At 57.6% G+C, this 26730-nt stretch carries 23 protein-coding genes; 8 read left to right on the top strand and 15 right to left on the bottom strand.

Annotated elements, in window-relative coordinates:
- Positions 1 to 9 precede the first annotated feature (9 nt).
- Positions 10 to 837 (top strand): 2,5-didehydrogluconate reductase DkgA, encoded by an 828-nt coding sequence (gene dkgA, locus FU672_RS12390; protein WP_148243450.1) that lies wholly within the window; start codon positions 10 to 12, stop codon positions 835 to 837.
- A gap of 83 nt (positions 838 to 920) precedes the next feature.
- On the opposite strand, the gene FU672_RS12385 is transcribed toward dkgA, so the two are convergent.
- Positions 921 to 3092 carry a YgiQ family radical SAM protein gene (locus tag FU672_RS12385; protein ID WP_045356051.1) on the bottom strand — a complete coding sequence of 724 codons (2172 nt, stop codon included), beginning with the start codon at positions 3090 to 3092 and terminating at the stop codon, positions 921 to 923.
- Between the two features lie 201 nt (positions 3093 to 3293).
- On the opposite strand from FU672_RS12385, the gene FU672_RS12380 reads away from it, so the two are divergent.
- On the top strand, positions 3294 to 4769 hold the full coding sequence (locus FU672_RS12380) for a TrkH family potassium uptake protein (protein ID WP_148243449.1): 1476 nt from the start codon (positions 3294 to 3296) through the stop codon (positions 4767 to 4769).
- Between the two features lie 30 nt (positions 4770 to 4799).
- On the opposite strand, the gene ftsP is transcribed toward FU672_RS12380, so the two are convergent.
- From ftsP to FU672_RS12360, 4 genes are all read right to left on the bottom strand, one after another.
- Entirely contained in the window at positions 4800 to 6212 is a 1413-nt protein-coding gene (gene ftsP / locus FU672_RS12375; protein ID WP_032650246.1) for a cell division protein FtsP, read from the bottom strand.
- A 58-nt stretch (positions 6213 to 6270) separates the two neighbouring features.
- Positions 6271 to 7008, bottom strand: coding sequence for a 1-acylglycerol-3-phosphate O-acyltransferase (gene plsC / locus FU672_RS12370; RefSeq protein WP_148243448.1), 738 nt, complete (start codon positions 7006 to 7008; stop codon positions 6271 to 6273).
- A gap of 163 nt (positions 7009 to 7171) precedes the next feature.
- Positions 7172 to 9430: a DNA topoisomerase IV subunit A gene (parC, locus tag FU672_RS12365; protein WP_148243447.1), complete on the bottom strand. Its 2259-nt coding sequence runs from the start codon at positions 9428 to 9430 to the stop codon at positions 7172 to 7174.
- A 118-nt stretch (positions 9431 to 9548) separates the two neighbouring features.
- Positions 9549 to 9956: a YgiW/YdeI family stress tolerance OB fold protein gene (locus FU672_RS12360; protein ID WP_148243446.1), complete on the bottom strand. Its 408-nt coding sequence runs from the start codon at positions 9954 to 9956 to the stop codon at positions 9549 to 9551.
- 138 nt (positions 9957 to 10094) lie between these two features.
- Between FU672_RS12360 and qseB the strand changes: the two genes are divergently transcribed.
- From qseB to FU672_RS12340, 4 genes are all read left to right on the top strand, one after another.
- A complete protein-coding gene (gene qseB, locus FU672_RS12355; protein ID WP_148243445.1) occupies positions 10095 to 10754 on the top strand; it encodes a quorum sensing response regulator transcription factor QseB in 660 nt (219 codons plus the stop codon).
- Positions 10751 to 12100, top strand: a complete 1350-nt coding sequence (gene qseC / locus FU672_RS12350) for a quorum sensing histidine kinase QseC (protein ID WP_148243444.1) — start codon at positions 10751 to 10753, stop codon at positions 12098 to 12100. Before qseB ends, qseC begins: the two co-directional genes overlap by 4 nt.
- 105 nt (positions 12101 to 12205) lie before the next feature.
- Positions 12206 to 12787 carry an NAD(P)H-dependent oxidoreductase gene (locus FU672_RS12345; protein ID WP_148243443.1) on the top strand — a complete coding sequence of 194 codons (582 nt, stop codon included), beginning with the start codon at positions 12206 to 12208 and terminating at the stop codon, positions 12785 to 12787.
- Between the two features lie 31 nt (positions 12788 to 12818).
- Positions 12819 to 13133: a putative quinol monooxygenase gene (locus tag FU672_RS12340; RefSeq protein ID WP_032640570.1), complete on the top strand. Its 315-nt coding sequence runs from the start codon at positions 12819 to 12821 to the stop codon at positions 13131 to 13133.
- A gap of 92 nt (positions 13134 to 13225) precedes the next feature.
- On the opposite strand, the gene FU672_RS12335 is transcribed toward FU672_RS12340, so the two are convergent.
- From FU672_RS12335 to FU672_RS12315, 5 genes are read right to left on the bottom strand one after another with little or no spacing between them, the layout of a single operon-like run.
- Positions 13226 to 14113, bottom strand: coding sequence for a MurR/RpiR family transcriptional regulator (locus tag FU672_RS12335; RefSeq protein ID WP_148243442.1), 888 nt, complete (start codon positions 14111 to 14113; stop codon positions 13226 to 13228).
- The gene (locus tag FU672_RS12330) at positions 14110 to 15060 is read right to left on the bottom strand and encodes an iron-siderophore ABC transporter substrate-binding protein (RefSeq protein ID WP_148243552.1); all 951 of its coding nucleotides are present in this window, start codon (positions 15058 to 15060) and stop codon (positions 14110 to 14112) included. Before FU672_RS12330 ends, FU672_RS12335 begins: the two co-directional genes overlap by 4 nt.
- A 9-nt stretch (positions 15061 to 15069) precedes the next feature.
- On the bottom strand, positions 15070 to 16110 hold the full coding sequence (locus tag FU672_RS12325) for a FecCD family ABC transporter permease (RefSeq protein WP_148243441.1): 1041 nt from the start codon (positions 16108 to 16110) through the stop codon (positions 15070 to 15072).
- The gene (locus tag FU672_RS12320) at positions 16107 to 17090 is read right to left on the bottom strand and encodes a FecCD family ABC transporter permease (protein ID WP_148243440.1); all 984 of its coding nucleotides are present in this window, start codon (positions 17088 to 17090) and stop codon (positions 16107 to 16109) included. Before FU672_RS12320 ends, FU672_RS12325 begins: the two co-directional genes overlap by 4 nt.
- Positions 17087 to 17899 carry an ABC transporter ATP-binding protein gene (locus FU672_RS12315; RefSeq protein ID WP_148243439.1) on the bottom strand — a complete coding sequence of 271 codons (813 nt, stop codon included), beginning with the start codon at positions 17897 to 17899 and terminating at the stop codon, positions 17087 to 17089. The genes FU672_RS12320 and FU672_RS12315 overlap by 4 nt, the downstream gene beginning before the upstream one ends.
- 384 nt (positions 17900 to 18283) lie before the next feature.
- On the opposite strand from FU672_RS12315, the gene FU672_RS12310 reads away from it, so the two are divergent.
- Positions 18284 to 20425, top strand: coding sequence for a TonB-dependent siderophore receptor (locus FU672_RS12310; protein ID WP_148243438.1), 2142 nt, complete (start codon positions 18284 to 18286; stop codon positions 20423 to 20425).
- 85 nt (positions 20426 to 20510) lie between these two features.
- Here the strand turns inward: FU672_RS12310 and parE are convergent, their stop codons facing one another.
- Genes parE through nudF form a run of 5 tightly spaced genes read right to left on the bottom strand, consistent with a single transcriptional unit; the run spans position 20511 to position 24919 of the window.
- The gene (gene parE, locus FU672_RS12305) at positions 20511 to 22403 is read right to left on the bottom strand and encodes a DNA topoisomerase IV subunit B (protein ID WP_148243437.1); all 1893 of its coding nucleotides are present in this window, start codon (positions 22401 to 22403) and stop codon (positions 20511 to 20513) included.
- 28 nt (positions 22404 to 22431) lie between these two features.
- Positions 22432 to 23013 (bottom strand): esterase YqiA, encoded by a 582-nt coding sequence (gene yqiA, locus FU672_RS12300; RefSeq protein WP_148243436.1) that lies wholly within the window; start codon positions 23011 to 23013, stop codon positions 22432 to 22434.
- Positions 23013 to 23840 (bottom strand): 3',5'-cyclic-AMP phosphodiesterase, encoded by an 828-nt coding sequence (gene cpdA, locus FU672_RS12295; RefSeq protein WP_148243435.1) that lies wholly within the window; start codon positions 23838 to 23840, stop codon positions 23013 to 23015. Before cpdA ends, yqiA begins: the two co-directional genes overlap by 1 nt.
- 27 nt (positions 23841 to 23867) lie before the next feature.
- Entirely contained in the window at positions 23868 to 24290 is a 423-nt protein-coding gene (locus FU672_RS12290; protein ID WP_003862516.1) for a DUF1249 family protein, read from the bottom strand.
- On the bottom strand, positions 24287 to 24919 hold the full coding sequence (gene nudF, locus FU672_RS12285) for an ADP-ribose diphosphatase (RefSeq protein ID WP_148243434.1): 633 nt from the start codon (positions 24917 to 24919) through the stop codon (positions 24287 to 24289). The genes FU672_RS12290 and nudF overlap by 4 nt, the downstream gene beginning before the upstream one ends.
- 204 nt (positions 24920 to 25123) lie before the next feature.
- Here nudF and tolC point away from each other — a divergent pair, with 204 nt between their 5' ends.
- Positions 25124 to 26602, top strand: coding sequence for an outer membrane channel protein TolC (gene tolC, locus FU672_RS12280; RefSeq protein ID WP_148243433.1), 1479 nt, complete (start codon positions 25124 to 25126; stop codon positions 26600 to 26602).
- The last annotated feature ends 128 nt before the right edge of the window (positions 26603 to 26730 follow it).

The following is a 26730-nucleotide window of genomic DNA, read 5'->3' as shown; positions in this document are numbered from 1 at the left end:
GGAGGAAAAATGGCAAACCAAACCGTAATCAAGCTGCAGGACGGCAACGTGATGCCCCAGTTGGGGCTAGGTGTATGGAAAGCCGGTAACGACGAGGTCGTCTCCGCCATTCATAAAGCCCTGGAAGTCGGCTATCGGTCCATTGATACCGCTGCCGCATACAAAAACGAGGACGGCGTGGGTAAGGCACTTGCCAGCGCCGGCGTCCCCCGCGATGAGTTATTCATCACCACTAAACTCTGGAACGACGATCAAAAACGCCCCCGCGAAGCCCTGCAGGAGAGTCTGGAAAAACTCCAGCTCGATTTCGTCGATCTCTGGCTGATGCACTGGCCGGTTCCGGCTATCGATCACTACGTTGATGCCTGGAAAGGGATGATTGCGCTGCAAAAAGAGGGGCTGGTGAAAAGCATCGGCGTCTGTAACTTCCAGGTTCATCACCTGCAGCGGCTGATTGACGAGACGGGCGTTGCGCCAGTGATTAACCAGATCGAGCTGCACCCGCTAATGCAGCAGCGCCAGTTACATTCATGGAACGCCACGCATAAAATCCAGACCGAGTCCTGGAGTCCGCTGGCTCAGGGCGGCGAAGGCGTGTTTGATCAAAAGATTATCCGTGAGCTGGCGGATAAATACGGTAAAACCCCGGCGCAGATCGTCATTCGCTGGCATCTGGACAACGGCCTGGTGGTCATTCCGAAATCGGTCACGCCATCGCGCATCGCCGAGAACTTCGACGTCTGGGATTTCCGACTGGATAAAGATGAGATGGGTGAGATTGCGAAGCTGGATAAGGGTAAACGTTTAGGCCCGGATCCGGATCAGTTTGGCGGTTAATCGCGTAAAAAAGCCGGGTGGCGGCTTCGCCTTACCCGGCCTACGTGTCTACATAAAAAACCCCGGCTTGCCGGGGTTTTTATTTACGCTTTGCGCTTCACGGGCTTCTTCACACTCGAATTACCGTTCGAACGCTGATGCACAATCGGCGTGTGCTTGGTCAGCGCCGGACGCGTATTGCGATTCTGGCGACGCGCTTCGCGCATCTCATCCAGCGTCGGGGCCGGTACCAGGCAGTCGCGGCGCGAGCCGATCAGGTGTTTTTTACCCATCTCTTCCAGCGCCTGACGGATCAGCGGCCAGTTTTTCGGATCGTGGTAACGCAGCAGCGCCTTGTGCAGACGACGCTGCTTATCCCCTTTCGGCACCACCACCTCTTCACTCTTGTAGCCAATCTTACTCAGCGGATTCTTGCCGGTGTAATACATGGTCGTCGAGTTGGCAAGCGGTGACGGATAGAAGTTCTGCACCTGATCCAGACGGAAGCGACGCTGCTTCAGCCACAGCGCCAGGTTCACCATATCCTCATCGCGCGTGCCCGGGTGGGCGGAGATGAAGTACGGGATCAGATACTGCTCTTTGCCCGCCTGCTTCGAATAGGTGTCGAACAGCTCTTTAAAGCGATCGTAGCTGCCCATGCCCGGCTTCATCATTTTCGACAGCGGGCCTTCCTCGGTGTGCTCCGGCGCAATCTTCAGATAACCGCCGACGTGGTGCGTCGCCAGCTCTTTGATGTAGCGCGGATCTTCCACGGCGATGTCGTAACGTACCCCGGAAGCGATCAGGATCTTCTTGATGCCCTTCAGATCACGCGCGCGGCGATAGAGGTTGATCGTCGGCTCGTGGTTGGTGTCCATATGCTCGCAAATGCTCGGATAGACGCAGGAGAGACGACGACAGGTTTGCTCCGCCCGCGGCGACTTGCAGCGCAGCATGTACATGTTCGCGGTTGGACCGCCGAGGTCGGAGATCACGCCGGTAAAGCCCGGTACCGAGTCGCGAATAGCTTCGATCTCATTGATGATCGAATCCTCAGAGCGGCTCTGGATAATACGGCCTTCGTGCTCGGTAATGGAGCAGAACGAGCACCCGCCGAAGCAGCCGCGCATGATGTTGATCGAGAAGCGGATCATCTCATACGCCGGGATACGGGCGTTGCCGTACGCCGGGTGCGGCACACGCTTGTACGGCAGCGCGAAGACGCTGTCCATCTCTTCGGTGGAGAGCGGGATCGCCGGTGGGTTGATCCAGATAAAACGCTCGCCATGCTTCTGCATCAACGCGCGGGCGCAGCCCGGGTTGGTTTCATGGTGCAGAATACGCGACGCGTGCGCGTAGAGCACCTTGTCGGCTTTCACCTTCTCGTAGGACGGCAGCAGCACATAGGTCTTTTCCCACGGTTTCGGGCGCGGCGGCTGCACAACGATAGCCTTCGCTTCCGCTTTTTTCGGCTCAACCGGCTTGTTATCGGCACACGGCAGATCTTCACCGTACGGGTGCGGGATAGGGTCGATTTTGCCCGGCATATCAATGATGCGGGAATCCACCCCGCTCCAGCCCGGCAGCGCCTCTTTCACCATGATGGCGGTATTGCGCACGTCGCGGATACTGCTCACCGGTTCACCCTGCGACAGACGGTGCGCCACTTCCACCAGCGGACGTTCGCCATTACCGTAAATCAGCATGTCGGCTTTGGAATCCACCAGCACCGAGCGGCGAACGGTGTCTGACCAGTAGTCGTAGTGCGCGGTACGGCGCAGGCTCGCCTCGATGCCGCCCAGGATCACCGGCACGTCTTTCCAGGCTTCTTTGCAGCGCTGGGTATACACCAGGGTCGCGCGGTCAGGGCGTTTACCCGCCACGTTATCCGGCGTGTAGGCGTCGTCATGACGCAGCTTACGGTCGGCGGTATAGCGGTTGATCATCGAGTCCATGTTGCCGGCAGTCACGCCGAAGAACAGGTTGGGCTTACCCAGACGCATAAAGTCGTCTTTGCTGTTCCAGTCAGGCTGAGAGATGATCCCCACGCGGAAGCCTTGCGCTTCAAGCATACGGCCACAGATGGCCATACCGAAGCTCGGATGGTCAACGTAGGCATCGCCCGTGACCAGAATGATGTCGCAGCTGTCCCAGCCCAGTTGGTCCATCTCTTCACGGGACATCGGCAGAAACGGCGCCGGTCCAAAGCAGGCCGCCCAGTACTGGGGCCAGGAGAAGAGGTCACGATCCGGCTGGATCAGGGAAATTGCGCTCATAATGCTTCCGAAGAAAAAATAGACAAAAGGAGCGGGATTATACGCTGTTCGTCCGCCTGATTTGAAGAAAAGGATGCAGGAAGCAGGCAGATATTCGTGGATGTCGTTAAAATACAGCGCCCTGATAATTTTGGATCATAATATTCACTATATTTTCCGGTGATTTATTTCCTGGAATGTGTTTTTGCGCGGAGCTCTGTTGTGAAGCCCAACGATTCGTTACATGTATCCCAGCTGCGGGTTGTCCTTCACCTCTGCGGTTTTCTGGTTTTGCTGTATAGCCTTTCCATGTTGCCGCCGATGGTTATCGCCCTGCTGAATAAAGAGCGGACCTACTTTGCCTTCCTGACCACCTTTTTAACCTTTTTTACTCTCGGAGGGTTAACCTGGCGGGCAACCCGTCACGCTGGCATACAGCTGCGTACTCGCGACGGTTTTGTGATTATCGTGCTGTTCTGGCTGCTGTTTTCATTGATTAGCGCCATGCCGCTATGGATGGATGACGGGCTACAGCTCTCCTTTGCTGACGCGCTCTTTGAAGGGGTTTCCGGGATCACCACCACCGGGGCAACGGTGATCGGGGACGTCAGCGCCCTGCCTAAGTCGTACCTCTATTACCGCGCTCAGCTGAATTTCATTGGCGGGTTAGGCGTCATCGTGCTGGCCGTCGCGGTCCTGCCGCTGCTGGGCATCGGTGGCATGAAGCTCTATCAGTCAGAGATGCCGGGGCCGTTCAAGGAGGAGCGTCTGACTCCCCGCCTTGCCGATACCGCGCGCACGCTGTGGGTGACCTACTTCGCGCTGGGTGTGGTCTGCACCCTGGCCTACTGGCTGGCGGGAATGTCCTTTTTTGACGCCCTTTGTCACGGACTTTCGACCGTGTCGTTGGGCGGATTCTCCACCCGCAGCGAGAGCATTGGGTTTTATGACAGCCACGCGATTGAGCTGGTCGCCGGGGCGTTTTCACTGCTCTCCGCGTTCAACTTCACCCTCTGGTACGTCGCCATTGTCAGACGCACCCTGAAACCGATTCGCCGCAGCCCGGAGGTTAAATTCTTTCTGAGCGCAGCCGCGGTGATTATTGTCATCACCGCCTGGCAGGTCTGGCATGCCGGGATGTACAACGCCACGGATAGCCTGGTGCACGCCTTCTTCCTTGCCAGTTCGATGATGACCGATAACGGCCTTTCGACAGCCGACTATGCCCAATGGCCCGCACACACCATCTTCCTGCTGTTGAGCGCCAGCTTTTTTGGCGGTTGCGTAGGTTCGACCTGCGGCGGGATCAAAGCGCTGCGTTTTCTCATTATGTTCAAGCAGAGTATTCAGGAGATGAACCAGTTGGCGCATCCGAGAGCGCTGCTGAGCATTAAGGTGGGCAAAAGCGTGGTGAATGAACGCGTCCTGCGCTCGGTATGGAGCTTCTTTTTTCTCTACGTGATGATCACAGGCTTTTTTGTCTGGTCGCTCAATCTGATGGGCTACGACCTGTTTACGTCATTCGCAACGGTTGCCGCCTGCATCAACAACATGGGGCTGGGGTTTGGCGAGACGGCGTCAACGTTTGGTACGTTAACAGAGGGGGCCAAATTGCTGATGTGTGCGGCGATGATCTTAGGGCGTCTGGAAATTTACCCGGTGCTGATTCTGTTCTCGCGCTTTTTCTGGCGGGCATAAAACATTCCCGGCGAACCGGGAATGTCAGGATTACGGTGCCGGATTGATCAGCATCTGGCCCACGGATCCCCTGTCCATCATCTCCAGCGTCTGGCTGTGGAACAGGAACGGGAAGTGCGGCCACGAAGGCTGACCATAGTAGACAAGCAGTTCAACCTGGCCGTCCACCCAGACGGTATCTTTCCAGCCCCTGTCTTCCGGGAACGGCATCGCGCCGTTGACGTTGCGGATCAGGAATGACACCCCTTCAATATGGAACGACTGCGGCATATCTGAACGGACCGTCCAGCGCTCCCAGGTGCCCTGCTGCGCGGTAATGTCGATGCGGTTGACGTCCCACAGCGCGCCGTTGATACCCGGATCGTCTCCCAGGCTGATATCACGGCTGCGCACCGGCGAGCCGCTCATGATCTCCTGCGGCAGCAGACGCATTGGCAGGCTATCGGTCACCAGCGGCAGCAGACCGGTTGGACGAAGGGTCAGCACCAGGGTCGAGACGAGTATGCTCGACGGCTCAAAGAACCCGCGAATACGATCAACAATGCTGGCCGCTTCGCCGCAGGTGACAGACACTTCATCGCCATTGGTCATATCAATGAGAACTTCGCGACGTTCACCCGGCGAGAGCGCCAGCTGTTTAACGGAAACCGGCGCCGGTAAAAAGCCCTGGTCGCCGGAGATCACGTGCAGCGGACGGCCATCACTCATTTTCAGCTGATAGCGGCGCGAGTTAGACGCATTGAGCAGACGCAGGCGCACCCAACCACGCGAGACTTCAACGTAGGGGCTTTGGGCGCCGTTGACCAGCAGCGTATCGCCGACGAAGCCCCCGCTGCCCGGCTCGCTGTATTCCGGCGTACCGAAATTATCCAGACGTTTGTCCTGGATGATAATCGGGAAGTCATCCACGCCGTAGTGGTTCGGGATCGGCAGGGATTTGCTGACCTCATCTTCCACCAGCCACATTCCGGCGAGGCCGTTATAGACCTGCTGCGCCGTACGGTTAGGCGTGTTGGCGTGATACCACAGGGTTGCTGCGCTCTGGCGAATCGGCAGAACGGGCGCCCAGTCGGCGCTGGGTGACATCATTCGCGCCGCGCCGCCAATCAACGGGCCAGGCACCTGTAAACCGCTGATGGTCATGGCGACATTTTCAGGGGTACGGTTACTGTAGATGAGCTTTACGTCATCGCCATTCCACACGCGTATGGTCGGCCCAAGGTAACGTCCGTTAATGCCCCAGACAGGTGCACGCGTACCCTGGGTGAAGGACCAGTGGCTGCGCTGCAGCGTCAGGAAAAGCGGCTGACCGCGACGGGATTCAATTAATGGCGGAATAGGCAGCGGCTGTTGCTGCCCGGCGGCGCTGGCTGTCAGCGGCATCGCACCCGCACAAAGGGCGATCCCGGAAGCCTGAATAAACTGACGCCGACTGAGTGACATATAAGCTCCATCTGAAACGACTAACAACGCGGGAATTCGTTTTCCCTTCAACGCCGGATTAAATCTTACCGGCGGCTTCTCTCTCTGCGACTTCTTTGTCGAGCAACGCAATATGCTGAGCCATCAGCTCACGGCAGTGCGCTGCCAGCTCGCGCACCTGGTCTTTACCGTATTTGCTGGTATCGACGGGTGGCAGCATTTCGACAATCACCAGCCCGTTATTCAGGCGGTTAAGATTAATCTTATTCGAAGTATTGGAAACACACACAGGAATAATTGGAACACCAGCCGCAATTGCGGCATGAAACGCACCGGTTTTAAACGGCAGCAGGCCACGGCCGCGGCTGCGCGTCCCTTCCGGGAACATCCAGATTGAGATTCTGCGCTTTTTAAAATGATTCACCACTTCCGCAATGGTGCTGTGCGCTTTTGCACGGTTGTTGCGGTCGATCAGCAGGTTACCGGTAAGCCAGTACAGCAGGCCAAAAAACGGGATCCACAGCAGGCTTTTTTTCCCCACCGTCACGGTCGGTGGCAAAACGATATTTGCGGCGGTCACCATATCGTAATTGTTTTGATGGTTAGCGATATAGATGGCGTTACCGAAATTCTCCGCCCCTCCAGGCAGACGTTTTTCAACCTTCAGACCAAACAGCGGCGCAAGGCGACCAAACATATGGCCGAAGGTGGCAACATGCTTAGGATTTCGCGGACTGAACAGGCAATAGATGCAGCCGAAAATACAGACCAGAATGCAGTAGATAACGGTAAGAATAAGACGAACAATATATAACATAGCGACCTCTGAAGCCCCAACAGCTGACAATTATACTTCACCTGTGGCCAGGTAAGGACTTTATTACGAGCGCGTATTGTTAATCGCAACGCACGAATTAACAACGATTTTACGGGAAATTTTATTGAAACTCCCCCTCCGGGCAGAGGGGGATATCACGACATTACTCTTCGCTGTCACCCGCGGAGCTGCGTGCAGGAGAGTCAATCTCCACGCGGTCGATGCGCTGCAGGCCGCGCATCAGCGAGCCGCGGCGACCGCGCTCACCCACCACTTTCTGCAGCTCTTCCGGACGAAGCTTGATCTTACGCTTGCCGACGTGAATGGTCAGCGTGCTCTGCGGCGGCAGGAGGAAGAGGTGCGCCAGGCCATCTTCGCCTTTCGCGGCTTCCGCCGACGGGATGTTGATGATCTTGTTGCCCTTGCCTTTTGACAGCTCCGGCAGATCGCTGACCGGGAACATCAGCATACGGCCGGCGGTAGTGATCGCCAGCAGCATGTCGCTTTCGTTCTCAATCACCAGCGGCGCCATTACGTGGGCGTTGTCCGGCAGGCTAATCAGCGCCTTACCGGCACGGTTACGGGAGACCAGGTCATTAAAGGTACAGATGAAGCCGTAGCCCGCATCGGACGCCAGCAGCAGTTTCTGCTCATCGGCTTCCATCAGCATATGGTCGACCGTCGCACCCGGCGGCAGCGTCAGCTTGCCGGTCAGCGGTTCGCCCTGCCCGCGCGCGGAAGGCAGCGTGATCGGGTCGATGGCGTAGCTGCGACCGGTGGAATCGATAAACGCCACCGGCTGGTTGCTCTTACCTTTCACTGCCGCTTTAAAGCTGTCACCCGCTTTGTAGCTCAGACCCGGCGCATCGATATCGTGGCCTTTGGCGCTACGCACCCAGCCGCTCTGCGACAGAACAATGGTCACCGGCTCGGACGGCTGCATGTCGTGCTCGTTCATCGCCTTCGCTTCTTCGCGCTCGTGCAGCGGAGAACGACGGTCGTCGCCAAAAGCATCTGCATCGGCCTGCAGCTCTTTCTTCAGCAGGGTGTTCATCTTGCGCTCGGACGCGAGGATCGCCTGCAGCTGATCGCGCTCTTTTTCCAGCTCGTTCTGCTCGCCGCGGATCTTCATCTCTTCCAGTTTGGCGAGATGGCGCAGTTTCAGTTCGAGGATGGCTTCGGCCTGGGTTTCGCTGATGCCAAAGCGCGACATCAGCGCGGGCTTCGGCTCGTCCTCGGTACGAATGATCTCAATCACTTCGTCGATATTGAGGAACGCCACCAGCAAACCTTCGAGGATATGCAGGCGCTTAAGCACTTTTTCCAGACGATGATTGAGACGACGACGCACCGTATCGCGGCGGAACGTCAGCCATTCGGTGAGGATCTCCAGCAGGTTTTTCACCGCCGGGCGTCCGTCGAGGCCAATCATGTTCAGGTTGATACGGTAGCTTTTTTCCAGATCGGTGGTGGCAAACAGGTGGTTCATCACCTGCTCCATGTCCACGCGGTTAGAACGCGGCACGATCACCAGACGGGTCGGGTTCTCGTGGTCGGATTCGTCGCGCAGGTCGTCCACCATCGGCAGCTTTTTATTGCGCATCTGGGAGGCGATCTGTTCCAGCACTTTGGCACCGGAAACCTGATGCGGCAGCGCGGTGATCACCACGGCGCCGTCCTCTTTATTCCACACCGCACGCATACGCACGGAACCGCGACCGTTCTGGTAGATTTTGCGGATTTCCGCGCGCGAGGTGATGATTTCGGCTTCAGTCGGGTAGTCCGGTCCCTGCACGATATCCAGCAGCTCGTCCAGCGAGGTTTTCGGCTGCTCGATCAGGGTGATGGCGGCTTTCGCCACTTCACGCAGGTTGTGCGGCGGAATGTCCGTCGCCATACCGACCGCGATACCGGTGGTGCCGTTCAGCAGGATGTTCGGCAGACGCGCAGGCAGCATCTTCGGCTCCTGCATCGTACCGTCGAAGTTTGGCACCCAGTCAACCGTTCCCTGACCCAGCTCACCCAGCAGCACTTCGGCATATTTAGAGAGACGGGATTCGGTATAACGCATCGCCGCGAAGGATTTCGGATCGTCCGGCGCCCCCCAGTTCCCCTGACCATCCACCAGCGGATAGCGGTAAGAGAACGGCTGTGCCATCAATACCATCGCTTCATAGCAGGCGCTGTCGCCGTGCGGATGGTATTTACCCAGTACGTCACCGACGGTACGGGCGGATTTCTTGAACTTGGCGGTGGCATTCAGCCCCAGTTCGGACATCGCATACACGATGCGGCGCTGAACGGGCTTCAGGCCATCCCCGATAAACGGCAACGCCCTGTCCATGATGACGTACATGGAGTAGTTCAGGTAGGCGTTTTCCGTGAATTCATGTAGCGCGAGGCGCTCTGCCATATCGCTCATTACGTGTGATTCCTCAACTCAGAAACCGAAGGGTTTCAGGCAATATTGCCGCAGATACTACCTTATCTGGCGAGTTGAGTCACAAAGAAAAAGGGCCGCATAAGCGGCCCTTTTCGGGTTATTTGTTCAGCCTGATAACCTGCTTCACGTCGATTTCAAAATCGTTCCACTCTTTATCGACCTTGCCCTGGATTTCCACTTTATCCTGCGGGGTGACGGTCACACCGTTCCAGCGCTTGTGGTCAATCTCCACGTTGACCGTGCCGGTCTCATCGCGGAAGGTGTAGCGGTCATCGGACAGACGCTGGGTAATGTTCCCGCGCAGCTTCACCCAACTGTCGTCTTTCATCTCTTTGACCTTCACCGCGGTGGTGAGGTTAGCGTCGTTATCAACAAAACCGCCCGTCTGCGTCTGGGTCTGGGTCTGGGTTTGCGTGGCGGACGGACCGTTAAATCCGCCCTGCGCAGCAAAAACAGGGGCAGTGGTCATCATCATGATGGCGGCAATGGCAGCGAATTTTTTCATATTAAGTCTCCCTTTAATCTGGTTTCGCGGTCCATTTAACAGGGTAATCCTTAACAACTTCTTAAGGGAAAAATTTATTTATTATTGCTGTACAGCAGGCGCTTGCAGAGGGTTTACTGACGGCATCAAGGAGGGAACATGCGCATTTTACTGGTAGAAGACGACAGGTTAATCGGCGACGGTATCAAGGCGGGGTTAAGCAAAATGGGCTTTAGCGTGGACTGGTTTACCGACGGAAAAACCGGTCAGACCGCGCTCTCTTCTGCACCTTATGATGCCGTGGTGCTGGATCTGACGCTGCCGGAAATTGACGGTCTGGACATCCTGCGCGCGTGGCGCGAAAGCGGGCGCAGCGAGCCGGTATTAATTCTGACGGCGCGGGATGCGCTTAACCAGCGCGTCGAAGGACTGCGTCTTGGCGCGGATGATTATCTCTGTAAGCCGTTCGCGCTGATTGAAGTGGGCGCCCGCCTCGAAGCGCTGGTCCGTCGCAGCCACGGTCAGGCGCGTAGCGAACTGCGTCACGGGAAGGTCACGCTCGATCCGAGCCGTCTCGTCGCCACGCTGGACGGTGAGCCGCTGACGCTCAAGCCGAAAGAGTTCGCGCTGCTTGAGCTGTTAATGCGTAACGCGGGCCGGGTGCTGCCGCGAAAGCTTATCGAGGAAAAACTTTATACCTGGGACGACGACGTCTCCAGCAACGCCATCGAGGTTCACGTCCATCATCTGCGCCGCAAGCTTGGCAGCGAGTTTATCCGCACCGTGCACGGCATCGGCTACACCCTGGGTGACGCATGAAACTGACGCAACGCCTGAGCCTGAAGCTGCGCCTGACGCTTCTCTTCCTGCTGCTCTCTCTGGTTGCCTGGTTTGCCGCCAGTCTTGTCGCCTGGCAGCAGACGACCCATAAGCTCGACAAGCTGTTCGATACCCAGCAGATGCTGTTTGCTAAACGTCTGCTGACGATGGATCTGGACGAGATCCGCGCCCCCGAACGGATGCGTGAGATCCCGAAAAAAGTGAAGCATGGCCGTCTCGATGACGACGCGCTGGCTTTCGCCATCTACGCCGTCGACGGCAAAATGCTCCTCAACGACGGTGAGAACGGCCGCGATATTCCGTACCACTATCGCCGCGACGGGTTCGATAACGGGCAGTTACAGGGCGACAACGATGAGTGGCGATTTTTATGGCTGACCTCACCCGACGGGAAGTATCGCGTAGTGGTCGGACAGGAGTGGGAGTATCGGCAGGATATGGCGCTGGACGTGGTCAGCTCGCAGCTCACACCGTGGCTGGTGGCGTTGCCCGTCATGTTGCTGCTGCTTATCGTTCTGTTAAGTCGCGAACTGAAGCCTCTGAAAAAGCTGGCGCAGACGCTGCTTTCACGCTCACCGGATGCCACCGATAAACTGCCGACGTCGGGTGTTCCAACTGAAGTGCGCCCCCTGCTCGACGCGCTGAACCACCTGTTTACCCGCACTCAGGAGATGATGAGCCGCGAGCGCCGCTTTACGTCCGATGCCGCCCACGAACTGCGCAGCCCGCTGGCCGCCCTGAAAGTACAAACCGACGTGGCGCAGCTCTCTCTGGACGATCCCGAGGCGCAGTCGAAAGCCCTGTCGCAGCTTCATGCGGGTATCGATCGCGCCTCCCGGCTGGTGGATCAACTCCTCACGCTGTCGCGTCTGGATTCACTGGATAACCTGGACGGTGTAGAGCCTATTGCGATGGCCGATTTGCTGCAGTCTGCGGTGATGGATATTTATCACCCGGCGCAGCAGGCGGGCATTGATATGCGTCTGAACGTCATTGCGCCAGAGGTTACCCGCACGGGCCAGCAGCTGCTCCTGAGCCTGCTGGTGCGCAACCTGCTGGATAACGCGATTCGCTACAGTCCGCGCGGCAGCGTGGTGGACGTGACGCTGGACGCGCGTAGCTTTACCGTGCGCGACAACGGTCCCGGCATTTCACCGGACGCGCTGGCGCGCATCGGCGAGCGCTTTTATCGTCCGCCGGGTCAGGATGCCACGGGCAGCGGGCTTGGGTTATCCATCGTAAAACGCATCGCCGCCCTGCACGGGATGCGCGTTTCGCTGAGCAATGCCCCTGAAGGCGGTTTTGAAGTGAAGGTCAGCTGGTAAGGGATTATTGCATTTAACGCAAAAGACTTTGCACATTTTGCTCATTTTGCCGCACCGTCCTCGCGCGTAGAATACTCGCCATACTCTCATCATCGAGGACAACTCATGAGCAACATTCTGATTATCAACGGTGCAAAAGAATTTGCGCACTCTAAAGGCCAGCTGAATGACACCCTGACCGAGGTCGCGGACGGTTTCCTGCGCGACGCCGGGCATGATGTTAAGGTCGTGCGTGCAGACAGCAACTACGACGTGAAAGCCGAAGTGCAGAACTTCCTGTGGGCTGACGTGGTGATCTGGCAGATGCCAGGCTGGTGGATGGGCGCGCCGTGGACCGTGAAAAAATACATGGACGACGTGTTCACCGAAGGTCACGGCTCACTGTATGCCAGCGATGGCCGCACTCGCTCTGACGCTTCCAAAAAATACGGTTCAGGCGGTCTGATTCAGGGCAAAAAATATATGCTCTCCCTGACCTGGAACGCCCCGCTGGAAGCCTTCACCGGGAAAGATCAGTTCTTCGAAGGCGTAGGCGTTGACGGCGCGTACCTGCCGTTCCACAAGGCTAACCAGTTCCTGGGAATGGATCCGCTGCCGACGTTTATCGTCAACGACGTGATTAAAATGCCTGACGTCCCGAGCTATATCGCAGAATATCGCAAGCATCTCGCGAAAATTTTTGCTTAACTGGTAGCCTGGAATTAAAGGAGTAGTAAACATGCTTACCGTTATCGCAGAAATCCGTACTCGTCCAGGTCAACATCACCGTCAGGCGGTGCTGGATCAGTTCGCGAAAATTATCCCGACCGTACTGAAAGAAGAAGGCTGCCACGGCTACGCGCCGATGGTGGATGCCGCTACTGACGCCAGCTTCCAGGCGACCGCGCCAGACTCGATCATCATGGTTGAGCAGTGGGAAACCGTCGCGCATCTTGAAGCGCACCTGCAAACCCCGCACATGAAAGCGTGGAGCGACGCGGTGAAGGGTGACGTGCTGGAAACCCACATCCGTATTCTGGAGCAAGGGGTTTAAGTTCGTGGAATTTGCCGGGTGGCACTGCGTTTACCCGGCCTACAAAACCTGAACCGTAGGCCCGGTAAGCGCTAGCGCCACCGGGCTTTGTTTTAGCTGCTTTTCTTCCCCGGTTTTAACCCACGATGTAACTCGTTGATGCGCTTCATCGACTTGATGGTGCGCTGCGGCTCGGTGGAAGCCACGGATAAAATGATCATCTCCAGACACAGCAGCACCGTGCCGTGGAGCGGGATTTTGCCTTTTTCGCCGCCACGCGGAACGTGGATCACCACGCCGGCCTCCTTGCTGAAACGTGAGTCAAGGGCGTTGGTCAGCAGGATGGTTGGAATGCCCAGACGTTTTGCTTCACGCAGCGTGGTTTGCCCCTCCCGGTGCGCGGATTTCTGCGCCATCATCACCAGCACGTCGCCGCGCTGAAGCGCAATCAGCTGCTCGGCAAGCCCTATGCCGGTACGGTTAAGCGGCGTAGCGGGTAACCCCATACGACTGAACAGCCTGGCGGTGTACTCGGCCAGAATGCCGGAGGCGCCAATACCAAATATGGCGACCTGCCTCGCCTGCGCCAGCAGAGAGACCGCCTGCGCCATCGCGTAGCGGTTGTGGGGCTCGGATAACACCTCGCAGGTGTGTTGATGCCCCTCCAGCACGAAATCAATGCTCGCGTTGACGTCGCTGGCGAGCGTATTCACCGTGGTGGACATCTTTTCGCTGGAGGTGACCACCGGACCAAACCACTGCTCCAGCGTTTGCTTGAGATCGCGCAGCCCGGCGAAACCCAGCGCCTGAATGGCGCGGACTACCGTGGCATCCGAGGTTTTCAACCCTGCAGCAATCTCCATTGCGGTCTGTTCCATCACCGCTTCGCGGTTGTCATGGATATAGCGTGCAACCTGCAGCAGACGCGGCGTCAGCTGATGCGCGCGCGCGCGAAAGCGGTCGCCATAGACATCCACGCACCCTTTCTCTTTGCGGATCACCGTGACGCCTCCGGCAACGGACGCCCGGCAATCTGCGACTGCACCTGCGCGGCCATCAGCCCTAACGAGGCGAACGAATTCGAGATGGCCTCTTCACGCGAGATCAGCACGTAGTGCCCGGTTCGGCAGGCATTCAGGAACTGACACCAGCCCGGCATGACCGCATCCATCGCCGCCAGCTCGTCCTGCGGTTTACCGCCCGTATCCCCGCGCCAGGTGGCGAAGACGAAATCGGCATCCAGCTCCGGCAGGCGCTCGGCGCTGACGTCGATGCGCCCTCCGTCCGGGATGCTCTCAATCAGCGGTGGGAATTTGAATCCCGCGTCGCGCAGCACGCGGCCCAGCGAGTGGTAACTGTGCATGGCGTTAATCTTTCCCTGATTCGCCTGAATCACGGACACGGTCACCTTGCGGGTATCAATAGTCGCCTTCAGCGCCTTGATTTGCTCCTGATAGCGGCGCTCCAGAACCTTGAGCCGTGCCTGCGTTCCTGTCAGCTGAGCCAGCTTGCGGTAGATCTCCGGCGCGCCGCCGTCGAGATGATCGATACTCACCGTCGGGGCAATTTTCGCCAGCTGTTCCACCGGGGTGTTGCGGGTTGGCTCGGTAATGATCAGGTCAGGCTTTGCGGCGGCGATAGCTTCAATGTCGATATCGGCCGTACCGATAAATTTAATGTCGGAATTGTCGAAGTCGACGCCGGTCAACATGCCGCTTGAGCGCAGAAAGTGGCTGCCGTCCGGCCGCGTGCGGCCATGGCTCGCCACCGGCGGCACGCCAAGCTCAATCAGCGGAATAGTAATATCCAGATCGTGTAAGGAGACAATCCGTTTCGGATGAACCGGCACCACCACTTTTCGGTTCAGATCGTCAGTAAACGTCTGCGTCGGCTCCGCCGCACTCACCGCGAACCCCACCAGCAACAGCATCGAAAACACTACGCGCATCATACTCCCCTAAAATCTGTCCCGACGCTGCCAGAGCAGCAGCAGGAAAAACGGTCCGCCAATCAATGAAATCACAATTCCCGCCGGCAACTGCAGCGGGAGGAATGCCAGACGTCCGACGTTATCCGCCAGCAGCACCAGCAGCGCACCCAGCACGGCGCTTCCCGTCAGGAGCGCGGTTTGCCCACCGCGCAGCATCAGGCGCGCCATATGCGGGGCAATCAGCCCCACGAAACCAATACTGCCCACGCAGGAGACGCAGGCCGCCGTCAGCACCACCGGGGCGAGAACCCGCAGCAGCGCCAGACGGGTGGTGCGCACGCCAAGGCCCGTTGCGGCCTGACTGCCGAGCAACGCCACGTCCGCTGCCCGCGCGGTAAACAGCAACAGCGCAAACGCGGGGGCAGCCCAGAGCGCGGCCAACCCTACCAGCGTCCAGTTTGCCGCATGCAGGCTTCCCGCCAGCCACAGCATCGCCGTCTGCACGTCACGCACGTCGGCGGTGGTGATAAAGACGCCCATTGCCGCGGCAAAGGCCCATGACACGCCAATGCCGATCAGGATGAATCGCGGGCGCGAGATATCGCGCGCCAGGGCTATTACCAGCAGCGCGGTAAGCAGCCCACCGGCCATGCCGACCAGCGGACGCCAGGCCAGCCCCAGTGCCGGGAACTGAAAAATCAGCAGCAGTACCGCCGCGCTACAGCCCTCCTTCACGCCGATAAGCCCCGGGTCAGCCAGACCATTGCGGGTGATGGACTGCATTGCCGCCCCCGCCATGCCGAGCATCGCGCCGCACAGCACCGCCATCAGCAGGCGCGACAGGCGGATATCCATCACGATGTAGCGCGTCTCCGCCGTCAGACCCTCAGGAGAAAACAGCGCGCGCCCGATGGTGGAGGTGGGAATGGGCAGAGAACCGTGCGTCAGGCCAAAGCCCAGCAGGCTTAACGCCACCAGCGCTAAAAGCGTCAGGCACGCCAGCGCCCTCGGGCGAACCAGCGCCGATAAACGGCCAATACGGATCGCGCGGAGTCCGGCCCGGTTCATTTGAACATCCTCGACGCCATAAAGATGAACACGGGTGCCCCCACCAGGGCCGTCATAATGCCGGTTGCCAGCTCCCAGGGCGTAAACAGCGTGCGGGCGGCGATATCCGCCAGCAGCAACACCAGCGCGCCGCACAGGGCAGACAGTGGCACCATCACGCGTAAATCGACCGACACCAGACGACGAATGAGCTGCGGCACGACCAGACCGATAAAGCCAATCGGCCCGGCGATAGAGACGGCTGCACCGCAGAGCAGCGCGATGGCCAGCAGGGCGAGCAGGCGGGTTTTCAGCAGCGACACGCCGAGCCCCTGTGCCATCCGGTCTCCCAGCGCCAGCATGTTGAGCGAGGGCGACAGCACGATGGCGAGAACAAAACCGGCTGCTGCAGCCCACAGGGCGCTCTGGAGCGTCTGCACGTTGACCCCGGCCAGGTCTCCTGCCAGCCAGGTGCGCATGGCGAGCAGCGTCTGTTCATCAAGGATTAACACCGCGGCGGTAATCGATGAGGCAAATGCCGACATCGCCACGCCGCACAGCGTGATTTTCATCGGCGTAAGTCCGGTGCGACCGGACGAGGAGAACATCAGCACCAGCAAAAACAGCGCGGCGGCACCGGCGGCGGCAACGAGCGGGCGACCAAACGGCAGCGACAGCCCAAGCGCGCTGGTGATCACCACTGCCAGGGCCGCGCCAGCGTTGAGCCCCAGAATATGCGGTTCGCCGAGCGGGTTGCGGATCACGGACTGCAGCAGTACGCCCGCCACGCCGAGGGCGGCGCCCGTCACCATCGCGGCGCAGAGACGCAGCAGTCGTAATTTGATAATGACGCTATGGTCGAAATTACGCGGGTCGAAATGGAAGAATGCGTCCACCACCGTCTGCGGAGCGATAAAGCGTGCGCCGATGCCCAGATGCATAATCGCGCCCAGTGCCAGCAGCAGTGCGAAGATCGGGAAGGCCAGAGAGGAGCGCATCATGGCTGAACAGTGCCCTGGCGAAACGGCATGAAGAACGGCTTGCCGGTCAACGGGTTAATGGACATATGCACGTCCACATCAAACACCGCTTTGATCAGCTCCGGCGTGCAGGTATCGCCTTCGTGCAATACGCCTTCAACTTTTCCCTGGCGTAAAAAGACCAGCGAATCGCCGTAGTTCACCGCAAAGTTGAGGTCGTGCAGCACCACCACGACGGTACGCCCGTGCTGGCGGGTCAGGGTGTGCAGCAGTTCCAGGATCTCCACCTGATAGCGGAGATCGAGAAACGTCGTGGGCTCGTCAAGCAGGATATACGGCGTTTGCTGCGCCAGCGCCATGGCGATCCAGCAGCGCTGACGCTGGCCGCCGGATAAACTTTCCACCGGCATATGGGCAAACTCTGCCGTGCCGGTCAGGCGCAGGGCCTCTTCCACCGCCAGCTCGTCCTCGTCGCTCCACTGACGCATAAAATTTTGCCAGGGAAAACGCCCGCGCGAGACCAGTTCAAAAACGGTTAACCCTTCCGGCAGCAGCGGAGACTGCGGGAGAATGCCAAGCTGACGGGCGACCGCTTTGGTCGGCTGCTCGTGGATCGCCTTGCCGTCGAGAACTGCCGCGCCCCCAAGCGGCTGCAGCAGCCGCGCGATTGTGCTCAACAGCGTGGATTTTCCACAGCCGTTCGCCCCTACCAGCACCGTCATTTTCTGCTGAGGGATGGTAAGGGAGATATCATCAACGATGATTTTTTTCTGATAGCCCGCAGAGAGGTTCTCAAGAACCAGTCCCGGTTGTTTTGTGTTGTGAGCCACGTGAACGCCAACGTAATGAAAAACCAACAAATAAAAATAAAACTCATTCTCTTTTGAGAGTTTGACGCTGCGCCATGTAGTAGTCAAGAGAAGAAACACCCTGAAGAAACCAGGGGTAAGCCTGAGGAAAAACGAACACAACAAGGTTTACAAAAACAGCAATTTCAACAAGTTAATTATTATCCCGCTGCGCTTATACGCACGGTTAAATGCTGTAGTCGATTTTTTCTTTTTTCCATTTACTACTACATTCTCTCATGATTGAATGATTCTCAATTACATGTCCAATGCCCACTGTGGCTAAAGGACAGACCGTAAAGGGCAATGACTCACACATTTTTCCGCGAAACGTCATTCGCGGGATATTTCGGGATAACAGATGTAATGGCTACGTTCACACCTTCACTCTCTGGGATAAAAGGGCGCGCGCTCTTTTCACTGCTGTTTATGGCGCCGCTGGTGCAGGCAGCTGATACCAACGCGGCTAAAGACGGCGAAACGCTTACCGTCACCGCCGATCCAAATACGACGGCGGAGGCCACGAATGGCTATCAGCCGTTGAATACCTCCACCGCGACGTTAACCAACATGCCGATGCTGGATATCCCGCAGGTGGTCAATACCGTCAGCGATAAAGTGCTTGAGGATCAGCACGCCACCACGCTGGATGAAGCACTCTATAACGTCAGCAACGTGGTGCAGACCAACACTCTGGGCGGCACGCAGGATGCCTTCGTGCGCCGCGGGTTTGGCGCGAACCGCGACGGTTCGATCATGACCAACGGCCTGCGCACCGTACTGCCGCGCAGCTTTAATGCCGCAACCGAGCGCGTGGAGGTGCTGAAAGGCCCGGCCTCGACACTCTATGGCATTCTCGATCCGGGCGGACTGATTAACGTCGTCACCAAACGCCCGGAGAAGACCTTCGGCGGTTCAATTTCTGCCACCTCATCCAGCTTTGGCGGCGGCACCGGACAGGTCGATGTTACCGGCCCGATTGACGGCACGCGCCTGGCGTATCGCCTGACGGGCGAATATCAGGACGAGGATTACTGGCGTAATTTTGGCAACGAACGCAGCACCTTTATCGCCCCGTCGCTCACCTGGTTTGGCGATGATGCCACCGTGACCGTGCTCTATTCGCATCGCGACTATAAAACGCCGTTCGATCGCGGAACGATCTTCGATCTCAACACCAAGAAAGCCGTCGACGTCGATCGCAAAACCCGCTTCGATGAGCCGTTTAACGTGACCGACGGCCAGTCCGATCTCGCTCAGCTCAACGCGGAGTATCGCCTCAACAGCCAGTGGACCGCGAAGTTCGACTATAGCTACAGCCAGGATAAATACAGCGATAACCAGGCCCGCGTGATGGCCTACGATTCAAAAACCGGCAACCTGACCCGCCGCGTGGATGCGACCCAGGGCTCGACCCAGCGTATGCACACGACGCGAGCGGATCTGCAGGGGAACGTGGACATCGCGGGCTTTTACAATGAGATCCTCACCGGCGTGTCGTATGAGAATTACGATCTGCTGCGTACGGATATGATCCGCTGTAAGAACGTTAAGGATTTCAATATTTACAACCCGAGCTACGGCAACCTCGGCAAATGCACCACCGTCTCGGCATCCGACAGCGATCAGACCATCAAGCAGGAGAGCTACTCCGCCTACGCCCAGGACGCGCTGTACCTGAGCGATAAATGGATCGCCGTCGCCGGGCTGCGCTATCAGTATTACACCCAGTACGCGGGGAAAGGCCGTCCGTTTAATGTGAACACCGACAGCCGCGACGACCAGTGGACGCCGAAGCTGGGTCTTGTATATAAGCTCACCCCGGCGGTCTCGCTGTTTGCCAACTATTCCCAGACGTTTATGCCGCAGTCGTCCATTGCGAGCTACATCGGCGACCTGCCGCCGGAAACGTCGAACGCATATGAAATCGGCGCTAAATTTGACCTGTTCGACGGTATTACCGCTAATATTGCGCTGTTTGATATCCACAAGCGCAACGTGCTGTACACCGAAAGCATTGGTGATGAAACCGTCGCCAAGACCGCGGGCCGCGTGCGCTCTCAGGGCGTGGAAGTGGATCTTGCCGGATCGTTGACCGAGAACACCAACATTATCGCCAGCTACGGCTATACCGACGCGAAGGTGCTGGAAGACCCGGACTATGCGGGCAAACCTCTGCCGAACGTGCCGCGCCATACCGGCTCCCTGTTCCTGACCTACGATATTCACAATGCGTTTGCCGGGAATACCCTGACGCTGGGCGGCGGCGGGCACGGCGTAAGCCGTCGTTCCGCAACCAACGGTGCGGATTATTATCTGCCGGGCTATTTCGTGGCGGATGCGTTTGCGGCGTATAAGATGAAGCTACAGTATCCGGTGACGCTGCAGGTGAACGTGAAGAACCTGTTTGATAAGACCTACTACACATCGTCCATTGCGACCAACAACCTGGGGAACCAGATTGGCGATCCGCGCGAAGTGCAGTTTACGGTGAAGATGGAGTTTTGACGTAAAAAAGCCCGGTGGCGCTAACGCTTACCGGGCCTACGATCCATTCCCTCTCCCTGTGGGAGAGGGTTAGGGTGAGGGGACATCAGGCCTCAATATCCGCCATATCGCCTTTCTCCTGCAGCCAGTTACGTCGGTCTTCCGAACGTTTCTTGGCAAGGAGCATATCCATCATGGCGTTGGTTTGCTGTTCGTCTTCGTCGCTGATTGTCAGCTGCACCAGACGGCGGGTGTTCGGATCGAGCGTCGTTTCCCGCAACTGCATCGGGTTCATCTCGCCCAGCCCTTTAAAGCGCTGCACGTTCGGCTTGCCCTTCTTACGCTTCAGCTGCTCCAGCACACCCGCTTTCTCTTCTTCCGTCAGCGCGTAGTAAACCTCTTTACCGAGGTCGATACGGTACAGCGGCGGCAGCGCCACATGGACGTGGCCGTTTTTCACCAGCGTTTTGAAGTGCTTCACAAACAGCGCGCACAGCAGCGTGGCGATGTGCAGACCATCGGAGTCCGCATCCGCGAGGATACAGACCTTGCCGTAGCGCAGCTGGCTCAGATCGTCGCTGTCCGGATCGATGCCGATCGCTACCGAGATATCGTGGACTTCCTGCGAGGCCAGCACTTCATCAGAAGAGACCTCCCAGGTATTCAGGATCTTACCCTTGAGCGGCATGATCGCCTGATATTCACGATCGCGCGCCTGCTTGGCCGATCCACCCGCCGAGTCCCCTTCCACGAGGAACAGCTCGGTACGGTTGAGATCCTGCGCGGTACAGTCTGCCAGTTTGCCCGGCAGCGCAGGGCCGCTGGTCAGCTTTTTACGCACCACTTTCTTCGCGGCGCGCAGACGACGCTGGGCGCTGGAAATCGCCATTTCAGCCAGCATTTCTGCCGCCTGAACGTTCTGGTTCAGCCACAGGGTAAACGCATCTTTCACCACGCCGGAGACGAACGCTGCGCACTGACGTGAAGACAGGCGCTCTTTGGTCTGCCCGGCAAACTGCGGATCCTGCATCTTCACGGAGAGAACGTAGGCGCAGCGATCCCAGATATCTTCCGCCGAGAGCTTCACGCCGCGCGGCAGAATATTGCGGTATTCGCAGAACTCACGCATCGCGTCCAGCAGCCCCTGACGCAGGCCGTTGACGTGGGTACCGCCGAGCATGGTTGGGATCAGGTTGACGTAGCTTTCGGTCAGCAGCTCGCCGCCTTCCGGCAGCCACAGCAGCGCCCAGTCCACCGCTTCGGTGTCGCCGGTGAAATTACCGACGAACGGTTTTTCCGGCAGCGTCGGCAGGCCGTTTACCGCTTCGCACAGATAGTCGTTCAGACCATCCTCATAGCGCCAGCTCTGCTCGGTGTTGTTAACGTGGTCTGTAAACGTGATTTCCACGCCCGGGCACAGCACCGCTTTGGCTTTCAGCAGGTGCGTCAGGCGAGAAACGGAAAAGCGCGGGCTGTCGAAGAAGCTTTCGTCAGGCCAGAAGTGGACGCTGGTGCCGGTGTTGCGTTTGCCGCACGTGCCGACAACCTGCAGATCCTGCACCTTATCGCCATTTTCAAACGCGATGTTATAGACCTGACCGTCGCGACGGACGTTCACTTCCACGCGTTTGGACAGGGCGTTTACCACGGAAATGCCCACGCCGTGCAGACCACCGGAGAACTGGTAGTTCTTGTTGGAGAACTTACCGCCCGCGTGCAGACGACAGAGGATCAGCTCAACGGCAGGCACGCCCTCTTCCGGGTGGATATCCACCGGCATGCCGCGCCCGTCGTCGATGACTTCCAGCGACTGATCGGCATGCAGGATAACGTCAACGCGTTTGGCATGCCCCGCCAGCGCTTCGTCCACACTGTTATCAATAACTTCCTGGCCCAGATGGTTTGGGCGCGTCGTATCGGTGTACATCCCCGGGCGGCGGCGAACCGGCTCAAGCCCGGTGAGGACCTCAATGGCATCAGCGTTATAGGTTTGCGTCATGATTTAAACTAGCAATTCGCATTGATTGTCAGTGGCTGTGCAGTCCAAGAAAATCGACAATCTGGGTGAAATGATTCTCAAAGCCCGTGAAAGCATGGTTTCCGCCCTCTTCTATAGTCTGGCGGCAGGAAGCGTAATACGCCACTGCCTGGCGGTAATCCAGCACTTCATCACCCGTCTGTTGCAGCAGCCAGATGAGATCCGGCGCCTCAAGCGGGTCGACCTGCATAACTTTGAGATCGTAAATATGGCGTGACTCTAGCACATATTGCTGGCCGGTGTAGGGGTTCTCGTTTTCACCAAGAAAGTCCCTCAGCAGCTCAAATGGCCGAACCGCCGGATTAACCACAACGGCGGGCAGCATGAAGCATTGTGAGAGCCAGGTGGCGTAATACCCGCCCAGCGATGAACCGACCACACCGAAGGTTTCGCCGCCGTGCGCAAGCACAATAGATTCCAGCATCTCCGCGGCCTCTGCCGGGTACGGCGGCAGCTGCGGGATAATCATCTCAACGTCGGGGTGATGCTCGCGCAGCCACTGGCGAAACTGTGTCGCTTTTGCGGAGCGCGGCGAGCTGTTGAATCCGTGCAGATAAAGGAGCGTAGACATCAATAGCCTTCTGAAGCGGTGTCCGGGCGGAATTGCGCGCCGGTCAAACGGCAGACTTCCGTGGTCAGCGTGCCGTCGGCATGCAGTTCCAGCCAGCGCCAGCCTGGCGCGATGGTATCCAGCGTAAAGTTGGCACAGTGTGGCTTAAACTGAACGCAGGTCGACGGCGTCGCCAGCATGCGGCGTCCGTTCCAGTCGAGATCCTGTTCCTGGTGAATATGTCCACACAGCAGATTTTTCACCCGCGGGAACTTCGCCAGCACGCGATCCAGCGCCGCGGAGTTACGCAGGCTGTGCTGATCGAGCCAGCTGCAGCCCGCCGGCAGAGGATGATGATGAAGCAACAGCAGCGTGTGGCGTTCAGGTTCAGCAGTCAGTTTGGTCTCAAGCCAGTCGAGTTGAAACTCGCTTAACTCACCGTGCGGGACACCAAATACCTGGCTGTCCAGCAGCAGGATCTGCCACTGTTCGCCCGCAAAAACACATTTCGCCGGAGAAATCCCCGCATCCTGAAGAGAACTGTACATGGCAGGCTGGAAGTCATGGTTTCCTGGCAGCCAGACGCAAGGCACGCTAAAGCTCGCGATGCCTTCAGCAAAATGCTGGTAGGCCGCGGAGGACTGATCCTGCGCCAGATCGCCCGTTGCGACAATCAGATCGCATGCGCGATGTTCAGCGTGAATGGCGCTAAGTACCGCCTGATAACTCTCCCAGGTGTTGACCCCCAGTAGCGTTTCATGCTTTTCGGCAAAAAGGTGGGTATCGGTGATTTGTAATATCCTGACTGGCGCCCCACCAGCAACAGTCAGGTTCAACAGGCTTTCCAAATGGTGTCCTTAGGTAGGTTTATGACGCTAACAAACCGGAATCGCCATTGCTCCATGTGCTAAACAATATCTTAGCCAGTCGGCTAAAAACTGGTTAATTTGATGCTTTTCGTCGCGTTGATGCAACTTTTTATTCGGGTAATCATACCGCGCCTTGAAGCGAAAGATCTGCTGGCTTGAACACACTTCAGCGACCATCGCGTCGTGATAGAGGCGCACCGTCATCGACGGCAGGCTCCAGTAGCTAATGCTGGGTGCCGTTTGCTCAATCTCCACCAGCGTAGTGTAGCGCGTTGATTCTGTTATCGTTAACCGATACTGCGCGTTGCTCACCTGATAGCTTACCGTTTCGCCCGGTGCGTCGTTTCGCGGCAGCAGACGGCGCAATTGTGCGAAATTGGTTTCGCACAGGCGCATCATTTCTGGGAAGTCAGGTGTATAGCGCTTCATTTTTTCCACTCGTTTCGTAATGTCTGATAATGCAGTTGCAGCCATTGCAGGGCGATGACAGACGCTGCGTTGTCGATTAAACCCTCTTCTACCCACTGATAAGCCTGCTCCCGACTCACCACATGAACCCGAATATCTTCGTTTTCATCTGCCAGACCGTGGATCCCTTCCGCCGTCGTGGCGTCCACTTCGCCCACCATAATGGACAAGCGCTCGCTGGTGCCCCCCGGGCTTGCCAGATAGCTCAGCACCGGTTTTGTGCGGCCCACCACCAGCCCCGCCTCTTCCAGCGCCTCGCGCCGGGCGACGTCTTCAACCGACTCACCCTCTTCGATCATCCCGGCTACCATCTCCAGCAACCACGGGCTTTCACTGACGTCATAAGCGGCGATGCGGATCTGCTCCACCAGCACAACTTCGTCACGCACTGGGTCAAAGGGTAGCAAGACTGCCGCATGCCCGCGCTCAAAAATTTCGCGTCTGATTTCGCCGCTCATTTCCCCGTTAAACAGGCGATGCCTGAAACGGTAAAGATCCATTGAAAAAAAACCGCTATAAAGCGTTTCTCGTGCAATAATTTCTACATCGTTTTTGGCGAATGTCACGGGCAACTTTTCTGGTTTTTGCATAAGTCGAGTCCTGGTAGCAATGGTGATGAAATTGTGAATTTCAAGGCTGTTTGGCTGCCGTTTGTAAGGCTATATGATAGATTGGTGCAAATTACCGCCAGATGGCACGTAACGCCAACCTTTTGGTATGGAAGATTCTGTTAGAATCGGCAATTATTTTTTAATTAGATCAGCGCTAATACTGCTTCACAACAAGGAATGCAAATGAAGAAATTGCTCCCCATCCTTATCGGCCTGAGCCTGACGGGCTTCAGTGCAATGAGCCAGGCGGAAAACCTGTTACAGGTCTACCAGCAGGCACGTCTGGGCAACCCTGATTTACGTAAATCAGCGGCCGATCGTGATGCTGCGTTTGAAAAGATTAACGAAGCGCGTAGCCCCTTGCTGCCACAGTTAGGTTTAGGTGCAGATTACACCTACAGCAACGGTTTCCGCGACGCTAACGGCGTTAACTCCAATGCTACCAGCGCCTCACTGCAATTGACACAGACGCTGTTTGATATGTCCAAATGGCGCGCCCTGACCCTGCAGGAAAAGAGCGCGGGTATCCAGGATGTGACCTATCAGACCGACCAGCAGACGCTGATCCTGAACACTGCCACGGCTTACTTCAACGTGTTGAGCGCGATTGACGCACTCTCCTATACCGAAGCGCAGAAACAGGCAGTTTACCGTCAGTTAGATCAAACCACCCAGCGTTTCAACGTGGGTCTGGTCGCGATCACTGACGTGCAGAACGCCCGTTCACAGTACGACACCGTGCTGGCTAACGAAGTCACCGCGCGTAACAACCTGGATAACGCACTGGAATCCCTGCGTCAGGTCACCGGGAATTACTACCCTGAGCTGGCGTCGCTGAACGTGGACAGCTTCAAAACCGACAAACCGCAGGCCGTTAACGCCCTGCTGAAAGAAGCAGAAAACCGCAACCTGGCATTGCTGCAGGCACGTCTGAGCCAGGACCTGGCGCGTGAGCAGATCCGCCAGGCGCAGGATGGCCACCTGCCAACCCTGAGCCTGAGTGCTTCTACTGGCGTATCGGATACCACCTACAGTGGGTCTAAAACCAATACGTCTCAGTATGACGACAGCAACCTGGGTCAGAACAAAGTGGGTCTGAGCTTCTCCCTGCCGCTGTACCAGGGCGGTCAGGTTAACTCCCAGGTGAAACAGGCGCAGTACAACTTTGTTGGCGCGAGCGAGCAGCTGGAAAGCGCCCACCGCAACGTGGTGCAGACCGTGCGTTCCTCCTTCAACAACGTGAACGCCTCGATCAGCAGCATCAACGCGTATAAACAGGCCGTTGTCTCTGCCCAGAGCTCTCTGGATGCGAACGAAGCGGGCTACTCCGTCGGTACTCGTACCATCGTTGACGTTCTGGACGCGACTACCACGCTGTACAACGCGAAACAGCAGCTTTCCAGCGCGCGTTACCAGTACCTGATTAACCAGCTGAATATCAAGCAGGCTCTGGGTACGCTTAACGAGCAGGATCTGCAGATGCTGAACAGCACGCTGGGCAAACCCGTTTCGACGTCTCCAGACAACGTCGCGCCGGAGAACCCACAGCAGGTTGCCGCGGTTGATAACTTCAACGCTAACAGCAACACCCCTGCTGCACAGCCAGCGGCAGCACGTACCAGCGCGCCTGCCAGCACCGGTAACAATCCGTTCCGCCATTAAGTATTACCTTCCCTCTCCTCCGGGAGAGGGAACTCCTATCACATTCAAACGTAAGCCAACGTAAAGATCCCCTTGATTCCGCCCCTCTTCGCTTCATTTTCAACCACTCATCCTCTATCCTGAGCGTT

The sequence above is a fragment of the Enterobacter asburiae genome, from assembly GCF_008080435.1.
Lineage (GTDB): Bacteria > Pseudomonadota > Gammaproteobacteria > Enterobacterales > Enterobacteriaceae > Enterobacter > Enterobacter asburiae_C.
Note: the sequence above shows the minus strand (reverse complement) of the source record. Positions and strands in the feature narration are given on the sequence as shown.